The sequence below is a fragment of the Enterobacter sp. PL_is379 genome (assembly GCF_055817355.1).
Genome location: NZ_JBVPGT010000023.1, coordinates 73971 through 89925 on the forward strand (window position 1 = coordinate 73971; position 15955 = coordinate 89925).

Sequence of the window (15955 nt, forward strand, 5' to 3'; positions counted from 1 at the left end):
GCCTTGCTTTCATATTCCTGTTGTCGCCATGCAGACATTTCGTTAAAGTCTCGCCCCTTCTCACCGGCATGGGGATTCATCGTGTTTATTGGATTTGACTACGGTACGGCAAACTGCTCGGTTGCGATTATGCAAAACGGGCAGCCACGGCTCCTGAAAATGGAAAAAGAGAGCACGCTGCTGCCGTCTATGCTCTGCGCACCGACGCGTGAAGCGGTGAGCGAATGGCTGTTTCGTCACCATCAGGTTCCGGCCACGGCGGCGGAGACCCAGGCGCTGCTGCGCCGGGCGGTCAGCTTTAACCGCGAGGAAGACATCGACGTTACGCCGTCCAGCGTGCAGTTCGGTCTCTCTTCGCTCGGGCATTACATTGAAGACCCGGAAGAGGTCTACTTCGTTAAGTCACCAAAATCCTTCCTCGGCGCAAGCGGCCTGAAGCCGCAGCAGGTCGCGCTGTTCGAAGACCTGGTGTGCGCGATGATGCTGCATATTCGTCATCAGGCGCAGACGCAGGTCTCCGATGCGATTACCCAGGCGGTGATTGGCCGTCCGATCAACTTCCAGGGGCTGGGCGGCGACGAGGCCAACCAGCAGGCACAGGGGATCCTTGAGCGTGCGGCGCACCGCGCAGGCTTCCGCGACGTGGTGTTTCAGTATGAGCCCGTTGCCGCGGGGCTGGACTTTGAAGCCACGCTGACGGAAGAGACGCGCGTATTAGTCGTGGACATCGGCGGGGGCACGACGGACTGCTCGCTGCTGCTGATGGGCCCGCAGTGGCATAACCGTCGCGATCGTGAAAACAGCCTGCTCGGGCACAGCGGCTGCCGCGTAGGCGGTAACGATCTTGATATCGCGCTGGCATTTAAGAGCCTGATGCCGCTGCTCGGCATGGGCGGCCAAACGGAAAAAGGCATCGCCCTGCCGATCCTGCCGTGGTGGAACGCGATTGCCATCAACGATGTGCCTGCGCAAAGTGATTTTTACAGCACCGCCAACGGCCGCTTCCTGAACGATCTGGTGCGTGATGCGCAGGACGGTGAAAAAGTCGCCCTGCTCTATAAAGTGTGGCGCCAGCGTCTGAGCTACCGCGTGGTGCGTACCGCGGAAGAGAGCAAAATCGCCCTGTCCGATCGCGCTGAACATGCGGTCTCCCTGCCGTTTATCAGCGACGAACTGGCCACCGCCATTTCGCAGGACGGGCTGGAGGCGGCGCTCGCGCAGCCGCTGCAGCGTATTCTGGAACAGGTGCAGCTGGCGCTGGAGAACGGCAAAGAGAAGCCGGACGTTATCTACCTGACCGGGGGTAGCGCCCGTTCGCCGCTGATTAAAAAAGCGCTGGCGGAACAGCTGCCGGGTATTCCGATTGCGGGTGGAGATGACTTTGGCTCCGTTACCGCAGGGCTGGCGCGCTGGGCGCAGGTGATGTTTAGCTAGTGTTGTTGCGGTGCGGTCTGGTGCCCTCACCCCGGCCCTCTCCCACAGGGAGAGGGAGAAAACACCCAAAACGGCAACGGATGTTGCCGTTTTGCGTTTACCTCCATTCAGACCATTCCTGACAGTCTTCCATATTTCCTCCATTTTTCCGCTGTGTTAGCTGACTAAACTAGTATCATTCCCCGAAGTCTTCAGGATGAGAACGTATAACGATGAAAGGCAGTAACAAATCCCGCTGGGCAATCGCCGCTGGCATCATTGTGGTGGCCCTTGCCGCCGCCTGGTACTGGCACAGCCAATCCGCGAACTCCGCCGCACCTGCCGGTGCCACCAGCCAGGCTCAGCGCCCTACGGGCGGAGGGCGTCATGGAATGCGCGGCGGCGCCCTGGCGCCGGTTCAGGCGGCGACGGCGGTGAATAAAGCCGTTCCTCGCTATCTCACAGGTCTCGGGACCATTACCGCCGCCAACACCGCCACGGTGCGCAGCCGCGTCGACGGCCAGCTCATCGCGATCCACTTCCAGGAAGGTCAGCAGGTTAAGGCTGGTGACCTGCTGGCGGAAATCGACCCGAGCCAGTTTAAGGTTGCCCTCGCCCAGGCGCAGGGACAGCTCGCGAAAGACAACGCGACCCTCGCCAACGCCCGGCGCGATTTAGCCCGCTACCAACAACTGGTGAAAACGAATCTGGTGTCCCGTCAGGAGCTGGATACCCAGCAGTCGCTGGTCCGTGAAACGCAGGGCACTATCAAAGCGGACGAAGCCGCCGTGGCCAGCGCCCAGCTGCAGCTGGACTGGAGCCGCATCACCGCGCCGATTGACGGCCGCGTTGGCCTGAAGCAGGTTGATATCGGCAACCAAATCTCCAGCGGCGACACCACGGGCATCGTGGTGATCACCCAGACCCACCCGATTGATTTAGTCTTTACCCTGCCGGAAAGCGACATTGCGACGGTGGTGCAGGCGCAAAAAGCCGGTAAAGGCCTGGTGGTGGAAGCCTGGGACCGCACCAACAAGCAGAAGCTGAGCGAAGGCTCTCTGCTCAGTCTGGATAACCAGATCGACACCACCACCGGCACCATCAAGCTGAAGGCGCGCTTTAATAACCAGGACGATGCCCTCTTCCCGAACCAGTTTGTCAACGCGCGAATGCTGGTCGCCACCGAAGAAAACGCGGTGGTGATCCCCACCGCTGCGCTGCAGATGGGTAACGAAGGCAACTTCGTCTGGGTGCTTAACAGCGACAATAAGGTCAGCAAACACCTGGTGAAAACCGGTATTCAGGACAGCCAGACGGTGGTTATCAGCGCTGGCCTTTCCGCAGGCGACCGCGTGGTTACCGACGGCATTGACCGTCTGACCGAAGGGGCCAAAGTGGAAGTGGTTGAACCTGCGAAACAGGGAGAGAAATCCTGATGCAGGTTATGCCCCCAGGCTCTACAGGTGGGCCGTCACGCCTGTTCATCCTCCGTCCAGTCGCCACCACGCTGCTGATGGTGGCGATCCTGCTCGCCGGGATTATCGGCTATCGCTTCCTGCCCGTGTCGGCGCTGCCGGAAGTTGATTACCCCACCATTCAGGTGGTGACGCTGTATCCAGGCGCCAGCCCGGACGTGGTGACGTCCGCCATTACCGCCCCGCTGGAGCGCCAGTTCGGCCAAATGTCGGGGCTAAAACAGATGTCCTCCCAGAGTTCAGGCGGGGCGTCCGTCGTGACGCTGCAGTTCCAGCTGACGCTGTCGCTGGACGTCGCTGAGCAGGAGGTACAGGCCGCCATCAACGCCGCCACCAACCTGCTGCCGTCGGACCTGCCTAACCCGCCGGTCTACAGCAAGGTGAACCCGGCGGATCCGCCGATCATGACGCTTGCCGTCACCTCCTCCGCCATGCCGATGACCCAGGTCGAAGATATGGTCGAAACGCGCGTGGCGCAGAAGATTTCACAGGTCTCCGGCGTCGGCCTCGTCACCCTGGCGGGCGGCCAGCGCCCGGCAGTGCGCGTCAAGCTGAACGCACAGGCCATCGCCGCGCTGGGGCTCACCAGCGAAACCATCCGCAGCGCCATCAGCAATGCCAACGTCAACTCGGCGAAGGGCTCGCTGGACGGCCCAACCCGCGCCGTGACGCTTTCGGCGAACGACCAGATGCAGTCCGCCGACGAATATCGTCAGCTGATTATCGCCTACCAGAACGGTGCGCCGGTTCGTCTGGGCGACATCGCCACTGTAGAACAAGGTGCAGAAAACAGCTGGCTCGGCGCCTGGGCCAACAAACAGCAGGCGATCGTGATGAACGTGCAGCGCCAGCCGGGGGCGAACATTATCGAAACCGCCGATAGCATCCGCACCATGCTGCCGCAGCTGATCGAAAGCCTGCCGAAATCGGTCAGCGTGAAGGTGCTTTCCGACCGCACCACCAACATTCGTGCGTCGGTCACCGACACCCAGTTTGAGCTGATGCTGGCGATTGCACTGGTGGTGATGATCATTTATCTGTTCCTGCGCAACGTTCCGGCAACCATTATTCCCGCCGTCGCCGTACCGCTCTCGCTGGTCGGCACCTTTGCGGTGATGGTGTTCCTCGATTTTTCGATAAACAACCTGACGCTGATGGCGCTCACCATCGCCACCGGGTTCGTGGTTGACGACGCCATCGTCGTCATCGAGAACATCTCGCGCTATATCGAGAAAGGCGAAAAACCGCTGGCCGCCGCGCTGAAAGGCGCGGGCGAAATCGGCTTTACCATTATCTCGCTGACCTTCTCGCTGATTGCGGTGCTGATCCCGCTGCTGTTTATGGGCGATATCGTCGGGCGGCTGTTCCGCGAATTTGCCGTGACGCTGGCGGTCGCCATTTTGATCTCCGCCGTGGTGTCGCTGACCCTGACGCCGATGATGTGCGCCCGCATGCTGAGCCACGAGTCCCTGCGCAAGCAAAACCGCTTCTCGCGCGCCTCCGAGCGCATGTTCGAGCGGATTATTGCCGCCTACGGTCGCGTGCTGGCGAAAGTCCTTAACCATCCGTGGGCGACGCTCGGCGTGGCGCTCGGCACGCTGGCGCTCAGCGTGATGCTGTGGATTTTTATCCCGAAAGGCTTCTTCCCGATCCAGGACAACGGCATTATTCAGGGCACGCTTCAGGCCCCGCAGTCGGTCTCCTTCGCCAATATGGCGCAGCGCCAGCAGCAGGTGTCTGAGATTGTTATGAAAGATCCGGCGGTCGAGAGCCTGACCTCCTACGTCGGCGTCGACGGCACCAACCCATCTCTCAACAGCGCGCGTCTGCAGATCAACCTTAAGCCGCTGGATGAGCGCGACGATCGCGTCAACGCCGTCATTGCGCGGCTGCAAAGCGCCGTGGCCCGCGTGCCGGGCGTTGAGCTGTACCTGCAGCCGATTCAGGATTTGACCATCGATACCCAGGTCAGCCGCACGCAGTACCAGTTCACGCTGCAGGCCACCACGCTGGATGCCCTCAGCACCTGGGTACCGCAGCTGGTGAACAAGCTTAACACCCAGCCACAGCTCTCCGACGTCAGCAGCGACTGGCAGGACAAAGGGCTGGCGGCGTACGTGAACGTCAACCGCGATACCGCCAGCCGCCTCGGTATTACCATGGCAGACGTGGACAACGCCCTGTACAACGCCTTCGGTCAGCGCCTGATCTCCACCATCTACACCCAGGCCAACCAGTACCGCGTGGTGCTGGAGCACAATACGGAGAACACGCCCGGCCTGGCGGGGCTGGACTCGGTGCGCCTGACCAGCAAAGACGGCGGCATTGTGCCGCTGAGCGCTATCGCCACGGTGGAAGAGCGCTATACCCCGCTGTCGATCAACCATCTGGATCAGTTCCCGTCCACCACCATCTCCTTCAACGTGCCGGACAATTACTCTCTCGGCGAAGCGGTGGAGGCCATTCAGGCGGCTGAAAAAGAGCTCAGCTTCCCGTCCGACATTCAGACCCAGTTCCAGGGCAGCACCCTGGCGTTCCAGGCCGCGCTGGGCAACACCATCTGGCTGATCGTCGCGGCGGTTGTGGCGATGTACATCGTGCTCGGCGTGCTGTACGAAAGCTTTATCCACCCGATCACCATCCTCTCTACCCTGCCGACGGCGGGCGTGGGGGCGCTGCTGGCATTAATGCTGGCGGGCAGCGAGCTGGACGTAATTGCCATCATCGGCATTATCCTGCTTATCGGGATCGTGAAGAAAAACGCCATCATGATGATCGACTTTGCCCTGGCCGCCGAGCGCGAGCAGGGCATGTCGCCGCGCGATGCGATTTTCCAGGCCTGCCTGCTGCGTTTTCGTCCGATCCTGATGACCACGCTGGCCGCCCTGCTGGGTGCGCTGCCGCTGATGCTGAGCACCGGCGTCGGCGCGGAGCTGCGTCGTCCGCTGGGTATCGGCATGGTCGGCGGTCTGCTGGTGAGCCAGGTGCTGACGCTGTTCACCACGCCGGTGATCTACCTGCTGTTTGACCGCCTGGCGCTGTGGACCAAAAGCCGCTTCCCGAAACGTGAAGAGGAGGCATAAGTGAAGTTTTTCGCCCTCTTCATTTATCGCCCGGTGGCGACGATCTTAATCTCGCTCGCCATTACCCTCTGCGGCGTGCTGGGCTTCCGGCTGCTGCCGGTGGCGCCCCTGCCGCAGGTGGATTTCCCGGTGATCATGGTCAGCGCCTCGCTGCCGGGTGCCTCGCCGGAAACCATGGCCTCGTCCGTTGCCACGCCGCTGGAGCGCTCGCTCGGGCGGATTGCGGGGATCAACGAGATGACCTCCAGCAGCTCGCTGGGCAGCACGCGCATTATTCTGGAGTTCAGCTTCGACCGGGATATCAACGGTGCGGCGCGCGACGTGCAGGCGGCCATCAACGCCGCACAAAGCCTGCTGCCGAGCGGGATGCCGAGCCGCCCAACCTACCGCAAGGCCAACCCGTCCGACGCGCCGATCATGATCCTGACGCTGACCTCGGATACGTACTCGCAGGGGCAGCTGTATGACTTTGCGTCTACCCAGCTGGCGCAGACAATCTCACAAATTAACGGCGTCGGTGACGTGAGCGTCGGCGGGAGCTCCCTGCCCGCCGTGCGCGTAGGGTTAAACCCGCAGGCGTTATTCAACCAGGGCGTGTCGCTGGACGACGTGCGCTCCGCCATCAGCAACGCCAACGTGCGTAAACCGCAGGGGGCGATTGAGGACAACAGCCACCGCTGGCAGATCCACACTAACGACGAGCTGAAAACCGCCGCGGAATACCAGCCGCTCATTATTCACTATAACAACGGCGCGGCAGTGCGCTTAAGCGACGTGGCCAGCGTCACCGACTCGGTGCAGGACGTGCGCAACGCCGGGATGACCAACGCCAAACCGGCGATTTTGCTGATGATCCGCAAGCTCCCGGAAGCCAATATTATTGAAACGGTGAACAGCATTCGCGCCCGTCTTCCGGACCTGCAGCAGACCATCCCGGCAGCAATCGATCTGCAAATTGCCCAGGATCGCTCCCCGACCATTCGCGCCTCGCTGGAAGAGGTGGAACAAACACTGGTGATCTCCGTCGCGCTGGTGATCCTGGTGGTCTTCCTGTTCCTGCGATCCGGCCGCGCGACGCTGATCCCGGCGGTGGCCGTGCCGGTATCGCTGATCGGTACCTTTGCCGCCATGTACCTGTGCGGCTTTAGCCTTAACAACCTGTCGCTGATGGCCCTGACGATTGCGACGGGCTTCGTGGTGGATGACGCCATCGTGGTGCTGGAGAACATTTCCCGCCATCTGGAAGCGGGCGTGAAGCCGCTGCAGGCTGCCCTGCAGGGCACGCGCGAGGTGGGCTTTACGGTGCTCTCCATGAGTCTGTCGCTGGTGGCGGTATTCCTGCCGCTGCTGCTGATGGGCGGTCTGCCGGGCCGGCTGCTGCGCGAGTTTGCCGTCACCCTCTCCGTCGCCATCGGCATTTCGCTGGTTATCTCCTTAACGCTGACGCCAATGATGTGCGGCTGGATGCTCAAGCGCAGCAAACCGCACTCGCAGCCGCGCCGCAAAGGCTTTGGCCGTTTCCTGATGGCGATGCAGGAGGGCTATGGCAAATCGCTGAAGTGGGTGCTGAACCATACCCGACTGGTTGGCCTGGTGCTGATTGGCACCATCGTGCTCAACGTCTGGATGTACATCACCATCCCGAAAACCTTCTTCCCGGAGCAGGACACCGGCGTGCTGATGGGCGGAATTCAGGCGGACCAGAGCATTTCGTTCCAGGCCATGCGCGGCAAGCTGCAGGACTTTATGAAGATCATTCGTGAAGACAAAGCCGTGGATAACGTGACCGGCTTTACCGGCGGGTCACGCGTTAACAGCGGGATGATGTTTATTACCCTGAAACCGCGCGGCGAGCGTAACGAAACCGCCCAGCAGGTGATTGACCGCCTGCGGGTGAAGCTCGCCAAAGAGCCGGGGGCAAACCTGTTTTTGATGGCCGTTCAGGATATCCGCGTCGGCGGGCGACAGGCGAACGCCAGCTATCAGTACACGTTGCTCTCGGACGATTTAGCCGCCCTGCGCGAGTGGGAGCCGAAGATCCGCAAGGCGCTGGCCGCCCTGCCGGAGCTGGCGGACGTCAACTCCGATCAGCAGGACAACGGCGCCGAGATGGCCCTGACCTACGACCGTGAAACCATGTCGCGGCTGGGCATCAACGTTGAAGCCGCCAACAGCCTGCTGAACAACGCCTTCGGCCAGCGCGAGATCTCCACCATCTACCAGCCGATGAACCAGTACAAGGTGGTGATGGAAGTTGACCCTCGCTATACCCAGGACATCAGCGCCCTGGACAAGATGTTTGTGATTAACAACGACGGCAAGGCGATTCCGCTCTCCTATTTCGCCAGCTGGCAGCCTGCCAACGCGCCGCTGTCGGTGAACCATCAGGGGCTGTCGGCGGCGTCGACCATCTCGTTTAACCTGCCAGTTGGCTCATCACTTTCGGAGGCCAGCGACGCGATCAACCGCGCGATGACCCAGCTTGGCGTGCCGTCCACCGTGCGCGGCAGCTTTGCCGGGACCGCGCAGGTGTTCCAGGAGACGATGAACTCGCAGGTGATTTTGATTCTGGCCGCCATCGCCACGGTCTATATTGTGCTGGGCGTGCTGTATGAGAGCTACGTGCACCCGCTGACCATCCTCTCGACGCTGCCGTCGGCGGGGGTGGGAGCACTGCTGGCGCTGGAGCTGTTCGGCGCGCCGTTCAGCCTTATCGCACTCATCGGGATTATGCTATTAATTGGCATCGTGAAGAAAAACGCCATCATGATGGTGGACTTCGCGCTGGATGCCCAGCGCAACGGCAACCTCTCGCCGGAAGAGGCGATCTTCCAGGCCTGCCTGCTGCGCTTTCGTCCGATTATGATGACCACCCTGGCGGCGCTGTTTGGCGCGCTGCCGCTGGTGATCTCGGGCGGCGACGGCTCGGAGCTGCGCCAGCCGCTGGGGATCACCATCGTCGGTGGCCTGGTGATGAGCCAGCTGCTGACGCTGTACACCACGCCGGTGGTCTATCTGTTCTTCGACCGTCTGCGGCTGCGCTTTTCGCGTAAAAACAGAACCACGGTGACTGAGTAGATGACCGATCTCCCCGCTAACGTTCGCTGGCAGTTATGGATAGTCGCCTTCGGCTTTTTTATGCAGTCGCTGGATACGACCATCGTCAACACCGCCCTCCCCTCCATGGCGAAAAGCCTGGGGGAGAGCCCGCTGCATATGCACATGGTGATTGTCTCCTACGTGCTGACGGTTGCCGTGATGCTGCCCGCCAGTGGCTGGCTGGCCGATAAGGTCGGCGTGCGGAATATCTTCTTTACCGCCATCGTGCTGTTTACCACCGGTTCGCTGTTTTGCGCCCAGGCCAATACCCTCGACCAGCTGGTGATGGCGCGCGTGCTGCAGGGCATCGGCGGGGCGATGATGGTGCCCGTCGGGCGGCTAACGGTGATGAAGATTGTGCCGCGCGAGCAGTACATGGCGGCGATGACCTTTGTCACCCTGCCCGGCCAGGTGGGGCCGCTGCTGGGCCCGGCGCTGGGCGGTATGCTGGTGGAGTACGCCTCCTGGCACTGGATCTTCTTAATCAACCTCCCGGTAGGCATCATCGGCGCGATGGCCACCCTGGCGCTGATGCCGAACTACAAAATGCAGACCCGGCGCTTTGATTTCTTTGGCTTTATCCTGCTGGCGGCGGGCATGGCCACGCTTACCCTGGCGCTGGACGGGCAAAAAGGTCTGGGCATTTCGCCCCTGACGCTCGGGCTCCTGATCGCGCTCGGCGTTACCGCTATACTCTGGTACCTGTGGCATGCCAGAGGTAACGATAAAGCGCTGTTCAGCCTGAACTTGTTTAAAAACCCTACCTATCGCCTTGGCCTGTTCGGCAGCTTCGCCGGGCGCGTCGGCAGCGGCATGCTGCCGTTTATGACGCCCGTTTTCCTGCAAATCGGGATGGGATTTTCGCCGTTCCACGCTGGCCTGATGATGATCCCGATGGTGCTCGGCAGCATGGGAATGAAGCGCATCGTGGTACAGGTGGTGAACCGCTTTGGCTACCGTCACGTGCTGGTAACCGCCACGCTGGGGCTGGCGCTGGTCAGCCTGCTGTTTATGTCCGTGGCGCTGATGGGCTGGTACTACGTCCTGCCGCTGGTGCTGTTCTGCCAGGGGATCGTCAACTCCATGCGCTTCTCGTCGATGAATACACTGACGCTGAAGGATCTGCCGGACGATCTGGCGAGCAGCGGCAACAGCCTGCTGTCGATGATCATGCAGCTCTCCATGAGCGTGGGCGTGACTATCGCGGGGTTACTGCTCGGCATGTACGGCCAGCACCACCTCAGCGTCGACACGCCGGTGGCGCATCAGGTCTTTTTGTATACCTACCTCAGCATGGCGGTCATCATCGCCCTGCCCGCTTTCATCTTCGCCCGCGTGCCGGATGATACCAGCAAGAACGTCGTCATCAGGCGCGGCAAAAGGAGTGGCTCATGAAATTCTGGCGTCCGGGCATTACCGGCAAGCTCTTTGTGGCGATATTTGCCACCTGTATCGTCCTGCTGATCACCATGCACTGGGCGGTGCGGGTCAGCTTCGAGCGCGGTTTTATTGATTACATCAAGCATGGCAATGAGCAGCGTTTGCAGGGCTTAAGCGATGCGCTGAGCGAACAGTACGCCCAGCACGGCAACTGGCGTTTTCTGCGCAATAACGACCGCTTTATTTTCCAGATCCTGCGCTCGCTGGAGCACGATACCGGCGACGATCGTCCGGGCCCGGGCATGCCGCCGCACGGCTGGCGCACCCAGTTCTGGGTAATCGACCAGGATATGCGCCCCCTGGTTGGGCCGCGCGCGCCGATACCGCCGGACGGTACCCGGCGGGCGATTAAAGTGAATAACGCCACCGTTGGCTGGGTGATCGCCTCCCCGGTGGAGCGCCTGACGCGCAACACCGACATCAACTTTGACCGCCAGCAGCGTCGGACAAGCTGGCTGATTGTCGCCCTCTCCACGCTGCTCGCCGCGCTCGCCACCTTCCCGCTGGCGCGCGGTCTGCTCGCCCCGGTGAAACGCCTGGTGGAAGGCACGCACAAGCTGGCCGCCGGGGATTTCACCACCCGCGTCGATACCCGCAGCCAGGACGAACTGGGCAAGCTGGCGCAGGACTTTAACCAGCTCGCCAGCACGCTTGAGAAAAACCAGCAGATGCGCCGCGACTTTATGGCCGATATTTCACACGAGCTGCGTACGCCGCTGGCGGTGCTGCGCGGCGAGCTGGAGGCCATTCAGGACGGTGTGCGCCAGTTTACGCCCGAATCGGTGGCCTCTCTGCAGGCAGAGGTGGGCACGCTCACCAAGCTGGTGGACGATCTCCACCAGCTCTCCATGTCCGACGAAGGCGCACTGGCCTACCAGAAGGCGCCCGTAGACGTCATTAACGTGCTGGAGGTGGCGAGCGGCGCCTTCCGCGAACGCTTTGCCAGCCGCAACCTGAAAATCGACCTCTCCCTGCCGGACAGCGCGGTGGTGTTTGGCGACAAAGATCGGCTGATGCAGCTGTTCAACAACCTGCTGGAAAACAGCCTGCGCTACACCGACAGCGGCGGCGGGCTGCATATCTCCGGCAGGCAGGAAAACGGGCGCTTTGCCCTTACCTTCGCGGATTCCGCACCCGGCGTGCAGGACGCGCAGCTGGAAAAACTGTTTGAACGTTTTTACCGTACCGAAGGCTCCCGCAATCGCGCCAGCGGCGGATCCGGTCTGGGGCTGGCGATTTGCGTTAACATCGTCGAGGCGCATAATGGCACGATCCGCGCCGCCCATTCGCCTTTTGGCGGGGTTAGCATTACAGTAGAGTTACCTCTGGAACGGGATTTATCGAGAGAAGTATGACCGAGTTACCGATTGACGAAAACACGCCGCGCATTTTGATCGTCGAAGACGAACCCAAGCTGGGACAGCTGCTGATCGACTATTTACGCGCAGCCAGCTATGCCCCGTCACTGATAAGCCACGGCGACCAGGTGCTGCCTTACGTGCGCCAGACCCCGCCGGACCTGATCCTGCTGGATTTAATGCTGCCGGGCGTTGACGGACTGACCCTGTGCCGGGAAATTCGCCGCTTCTCCGACGTACCGATCGTCATGGTCACTGCAAAAATTGAAGAGATTGACCGCCTGCTGGGGCTCGAAATCGGCGCGGACGACTACATCTGCAAGCCCTACAGTCCGCGCGAGGTGGTCGCCCGCGTAAAAACCATTCTGCGCCGCTGCAGGCCGCAGCGCGAGCTTCAGGTGCTGGACGCCGAAAGCCCGCTGATTGTCGACGAAAGCCGCTTCCAGGCGAGCTGGCGCAGCAAGCTGCTGGACCTGACGCCTGCGGAGTTCCGCCTGCTGAAAACCCTCTCCCACGAGCCGGGCAAAGTCTTCTCCCGCGAACAGCTGCTGAACCACCTGTATGACGATTATCGCGTGGTGACCGACCGCACCATCGACAGCCATATCAAAAACCTGCGCCGTAAGCTGGAGGCGCTGGACGCCGAGCAGTCTTTTATCCGCGCGGTGTATGGCGTGGGGTATCGCTGGGAAGCGGATGCGTGCAGGATTGCGTGACCTTTCGACGCTGAAACCCGCCCTAAGGCGGGTTTTTCTTTTCTGGAATCAATTCAGGAATCAACCATACTCTTTTTACCGGTTCGCTTACTGATAACTGGTGCCTCTCATTTTACTTTCGATCAAGGAGTTCCTATGTCTGGTTGGTTCGAATTAAGTAAAAGCAGTGATGGTCAGTTCAGGTTTGTGCTGAAGGCTGGAAACGGAGAGATCGTTCTGACCAGCGAGCTTTACACCAGCAAAAGTGCCGCCGAAAACGGCATTGCCTCCGTACGCACGAACAGCCCCCTGGACGAGCGCTATGAGAAGAAAACGGCCTCTAACGGTAAGTTCCATTTCAATCTCAAGGCGGGCAATCATCAGGTCATTGGCAGCAGCCAGCTTTATGCAACGGAACAGTCGCGTGATAAGGGCATCGCCTCGGTCAAAACCAACGGGTCTACTCAGACGGTAAAAGACAACACCTGACGGCACGACGCGCGCCGGGATAGCGGTGACGCGACCCGGCGCTTTACCTCCCTGCCCCGCAGCGCTACAATGCCCGCCCTTAAAGTGGGGGATCTCCCCTTACCGCTGCACCAGGTGCCGCGGATCTGACCTGTCATCAGAACGAGAACAAACATGTTTAAACCGGAACTCCTTTCCCCGGCGGGAACGCTGCAAAATATGCGTTACGCTTTCGCCTATGGTGCCGACGCCGTTTACGCGGGCCAGCCGCGCTACTCGCTGCGCGTGCGTAACAACGAATTCAACCACGAGAACCTGCAGCTTGGCATCAACGAAGCGCATGCCCTGGGCAAGAAATTCTACGTGGTGGTCAACATCGCGCCGCACAACGCCAAGCTGAAAACGTTCATCCGTGACCTGAAGCCGGTGGTGGATATGGGGCCGGACGCGCTGATCATGTCGGACCCGGGTTTAATCATGCTGGTTCGGGAGAACTTCCCGGAGATGGATATTCACCTCTCCGTACAGGCTAACGCCGTCAACTGGGCGACGGTCAAGTTCTGGAAGCAGATGGGGCTGACCCGCGTCATTCTGTCTCGCGAATTGTCCCTTGAAGAGATCGAAGAGATCCGCACCCAGGTGCCGGATATGGAAATCGAAATCTTCGTTCACGGCGCGCTGTGCATGGCCTACTCTGGCCGCTGCCTGCTCTCCGGGTATATCAACAAGCGCGACCCGAACCAGGGCACCTGCACCAACGCCTGCCGCTGGGAATACAACGTCCAGGAAGGCAAAGAAGATGACATCGGCAACATCGTTCACAAGCACGAGCCGATCCCGGTGACTAACGTCGAGCCAACGCTGGGCATCGGCGCGCCAACCGACAGCGTGTTTATGATTGAAGAAGCCAAACGTCCGGGCGAGTACATGACCGCCTTTGAAGACGAGCACGGCACCTACATCATGAACTCGAAAGATCTGCGCGCCATCGCCCACGTCGAGCGCCTGACACAGATGGGCGTGCACTCCCTGAAGATTGAAGGCCGCACCAAATCCTATTACTACTGCGCGCGTACCGCGCAGGTGTACCGCAAAGCCATCGACGATGCGGCCGCCGGTAAACCGTTCGATACCAGCCTGCTGGAAACTCTGGAAGGCCTGGCGCACCGCGGCTATACCGAAGGCTTCCTGCGCCGTCATACCCACGACGACTACCAGAACTACGAGCACGGCTACTCCGTTTCCGAGCGCCAGCAGTTTGTCGGTGACTTCACCGGCGAGCGCAAAGGCGCGCTGGCGGCCGTCGCGGTAAAAAACAAGTTTACCAAAGGCGACAGCCTGGAGCTGATGACCCCGCAGGGCAACATGAACTTCACGCTGGAACATCTGGAAAACGGTAAAGGTGAAATAATTGAGGTGGCACCGGGTGACGGCCATACCGTCTGGCTGCCGGTTCCGGAAGAGGTGGAGCTGAAGTTCGCCCTGCTGATGCGTAACTTCAACGGTGAAAGCACCCGAAACCCACACGGCAAATAGTCAATCAGGGAAATTTTTTCGCGCTGGGATAATTCTTAGAATCGGATCACATACCGCTTCGTTCAATACGGGTATTATCCCTCCGCTGAAAAACATAACCCATAAATGCTAGCTGTACCAGGAACCACCTCCTTAGCCTGCGTAATCTCCCTTACGCGGGCTTATTTTTTGTACAATTCAGTCCACTTAGTCAGAATGAAATTGCCCCGCCCCACCAAATGAAGGGTGTTGATTCGCAGCAGCGTCTGCTGGAATATCTTTTACGAAAATCGGGCGGGTATAAGATATCCATCACAATTTTCATTGGTTCTGGCAGGATGGCGTGTTATTCGGATCATTCCTAACTCCCCTCCATTACATGCCCTTTACTCTTTATTTCTCAGCGTTATACGATTTCACATGGACGGAGAGACAACATGACGTTTCCTGGTCAGATTTCAAAGGATATTCCGGATTACGAACTCGCCCGCAGTCTGGGTCTAGCCTCCGGGGGCGATATTGATTTCACCGCCCTTGCCAATCAGCTGGACTGTAGCCGTAACTTTAGCCAGGTTGGGATCATCTACTCAGACGGTGCGCGTCAGTGGTTAGTGAGACCCTCAAGACGGATTGCGACGCCAAACGAAAGCTCGGTGAGTCATGTCGTCATCACTAAAGTAAACGCCTCATCAAGTAATCCTCTCCAGGCAACGACGACGACGATTCAGTCACCTTCATTAGCGACTGAAATAGGTTCTACGGCGATTTCTTGCGGAGCTGCCATTCTCACTGTCGTACTTGCTGCAGGTGCAGGTATGGCCATTCCTCTCACCGCAGGTTCTTCCGGCGCTGTTGCCGCTGTGATTGTTGCTGGTGGTGTAGCAACAGGAATTCAGTGTGCAAACGGGCTTGGCCGCTTGTCACTTATTGCCATGAATCATAATGACTATGTTGCGTGGATGGATTCCCAGGAGTGGTATACCGCAACCAATACTGCTCTTGATGCGATTTCACTTGCCGGGGCTGCTGCGGGTCTAAAAAGCGCTGTATTAACCTACCGCCTACTTAATCGCTCAACGTCTGAAAGTTTACTCTCGTTATTACAAAAAATGAGCCGGGCAGACCGCACGCGGTTAACTGAGGAAATCATTCGTATCCGAAATCCCGGGATCTCTAATTCAGGGGTTAAAGCAGCGATGAAAGCTGGCGTTTACCCTAAACGTTACCCCTCGGAAGCGCTGCAGCTGCTCTTACAGCGAGAGCTGTTGAATGCTATTTCAAACTCCTCAGCATTTGTTGGCAGTGCTGTCTCGGGTACAATCCGTAATCCTCAGAATATTACACAATCTGGTAAATACGTTTTTGGTTTGATTCAGTCTTTTTCGTTTACAGGAAGTTATTGACCCGGA

10 protein-coding genes are annotated in these 15955 nt (G+C 59.7%); all 10 read left to right on the forward strand.

The genetic code is table 11. The features are described 5' to 3' along the window. The first annotated feature begins 81 nt into the window (after positions 1 to 81). Positions 82 to 1434, forward strand: a complete 1353-nt coding sequence (gene yegD / locus AC0TOY_RS05145; protein ID WP_032646489.1) for a molecular chaperone — start codon at positions 82 to 84, stop codon at positions 1432 to 1434. A 212-nt stretch (positions 1435 to 1646) separates the two neighbouring features. Further along, positions 1647 to 2849, forward strand: coding sequence for an MdtA/MuxA family multidrug efflux RND transporter periplasmic adaptor subunit (locus tag AC0TOY_RS05150; protein ID WP_473721569.1), 1203 nt, complete (start codon positions 1647 to 1649; stop codon positions 2847 to 2849). After that, positions 2849 to 5971, forward strand: coding sequence for an MdtB/MuxB family multidrug efflux RND transporter permease subunit (locus tag AC0TOY_RS05155; protein ID WP_473721570.1), 3123 nt, complete (start codon positions 2849 to 2851; stop codon positions 5969 to 5971). The genes AC0TOY_RS05150 and AC0TOY_RS05155 overlap by 1 nt, the downstream gene beginning before the upstream one ends. Then, the gene (gene mdtC, locus AC0TOY_RS05160) at positions 5972 to 9049 is read left to right on the forward strand and encodes a multidrug efflux RND transporter permease subunit MdtC (protein ID WP_090419599.1); all 3078 of its coding nucleotides are present in this window, start codon (positions 5972 to 5974) and stop codon (positions 9047 to 9049) included. After that, a complete protein-coding gene (mdtD, locus tag AC0TOY_RS05165) occupies positions 9050 to 10465 on the forward strand; it encodes an MFS transporter (RefSeq protein WP_148769702.1) in 1416 nt (471 codons plus the stop codon). Beyond that, the gene (gene baeS, locus AC0TOY_RS05170) at positions 10462 to 11865 is read left to right on the forward strand and encodes an envelope stress sensor histidine kinase BaeS (protein WP_126535014.1); all 1404 of its coding nucleotides are present in this window, start codon (positions 10462 to 10464) and stop codon (positions 11863 to 11865) included. Before mdtD ends, baeS begins: the two co-directional genes overlap by 4 nt. Further along, on the forward strand, positions 11862 to 12584 hold the full coding sequence (gene baeR, locus AC0TOY_RS05175; protein ID WP_032642850.1) for an envelope stress response regulator BaeR: 723 nt from the start codon (positions 11862 to 11864) through the stop codon (positions 12582 to 12584). The genes baeS and baeR overlap by 4 nt, the downstream gene beginning before the upstream one ends. Positions 12585 to 12719: 135 nt before the next feature. Beyond that, complete coding sequence (locus AC0TOY_RS05180) at positions 12720 to 13052, forward strand: YegP family protein (protein WP_090419592.1); 333 nt, start codon at positions 12720 to 12722, stop codon at positions 13050 to 13052. 153 nt (positions 13053 to 13205) lie between these two features. Continuing rightward, positions 13206 to 14567, forward strand: coding sequence for a prephenate-dependent tRNA uridine(34) hydroxylase TrhP (gene trhP / locus AC0TOY_RS05185; RefSeq protein ID WP_473721571.1), 1362 nt, complete (start codon positions 13206 to 13208; stop codon positions 14565 to 14567). Between the two features lie 416 nt (positions 14568 to 14983). Next, positions 14984 to 15949, forward strand: coding sequence for a hypothetical protein (locus AC0TOY_RS05190; protein ID WP_024908122.1), 966 nt, complete (start codon positions 14984 to 14986; stop codon positions 15947 to 15949). The last annotated feature ends 6 nt before the right edge of the window (positions 15950 to 15955 follow it).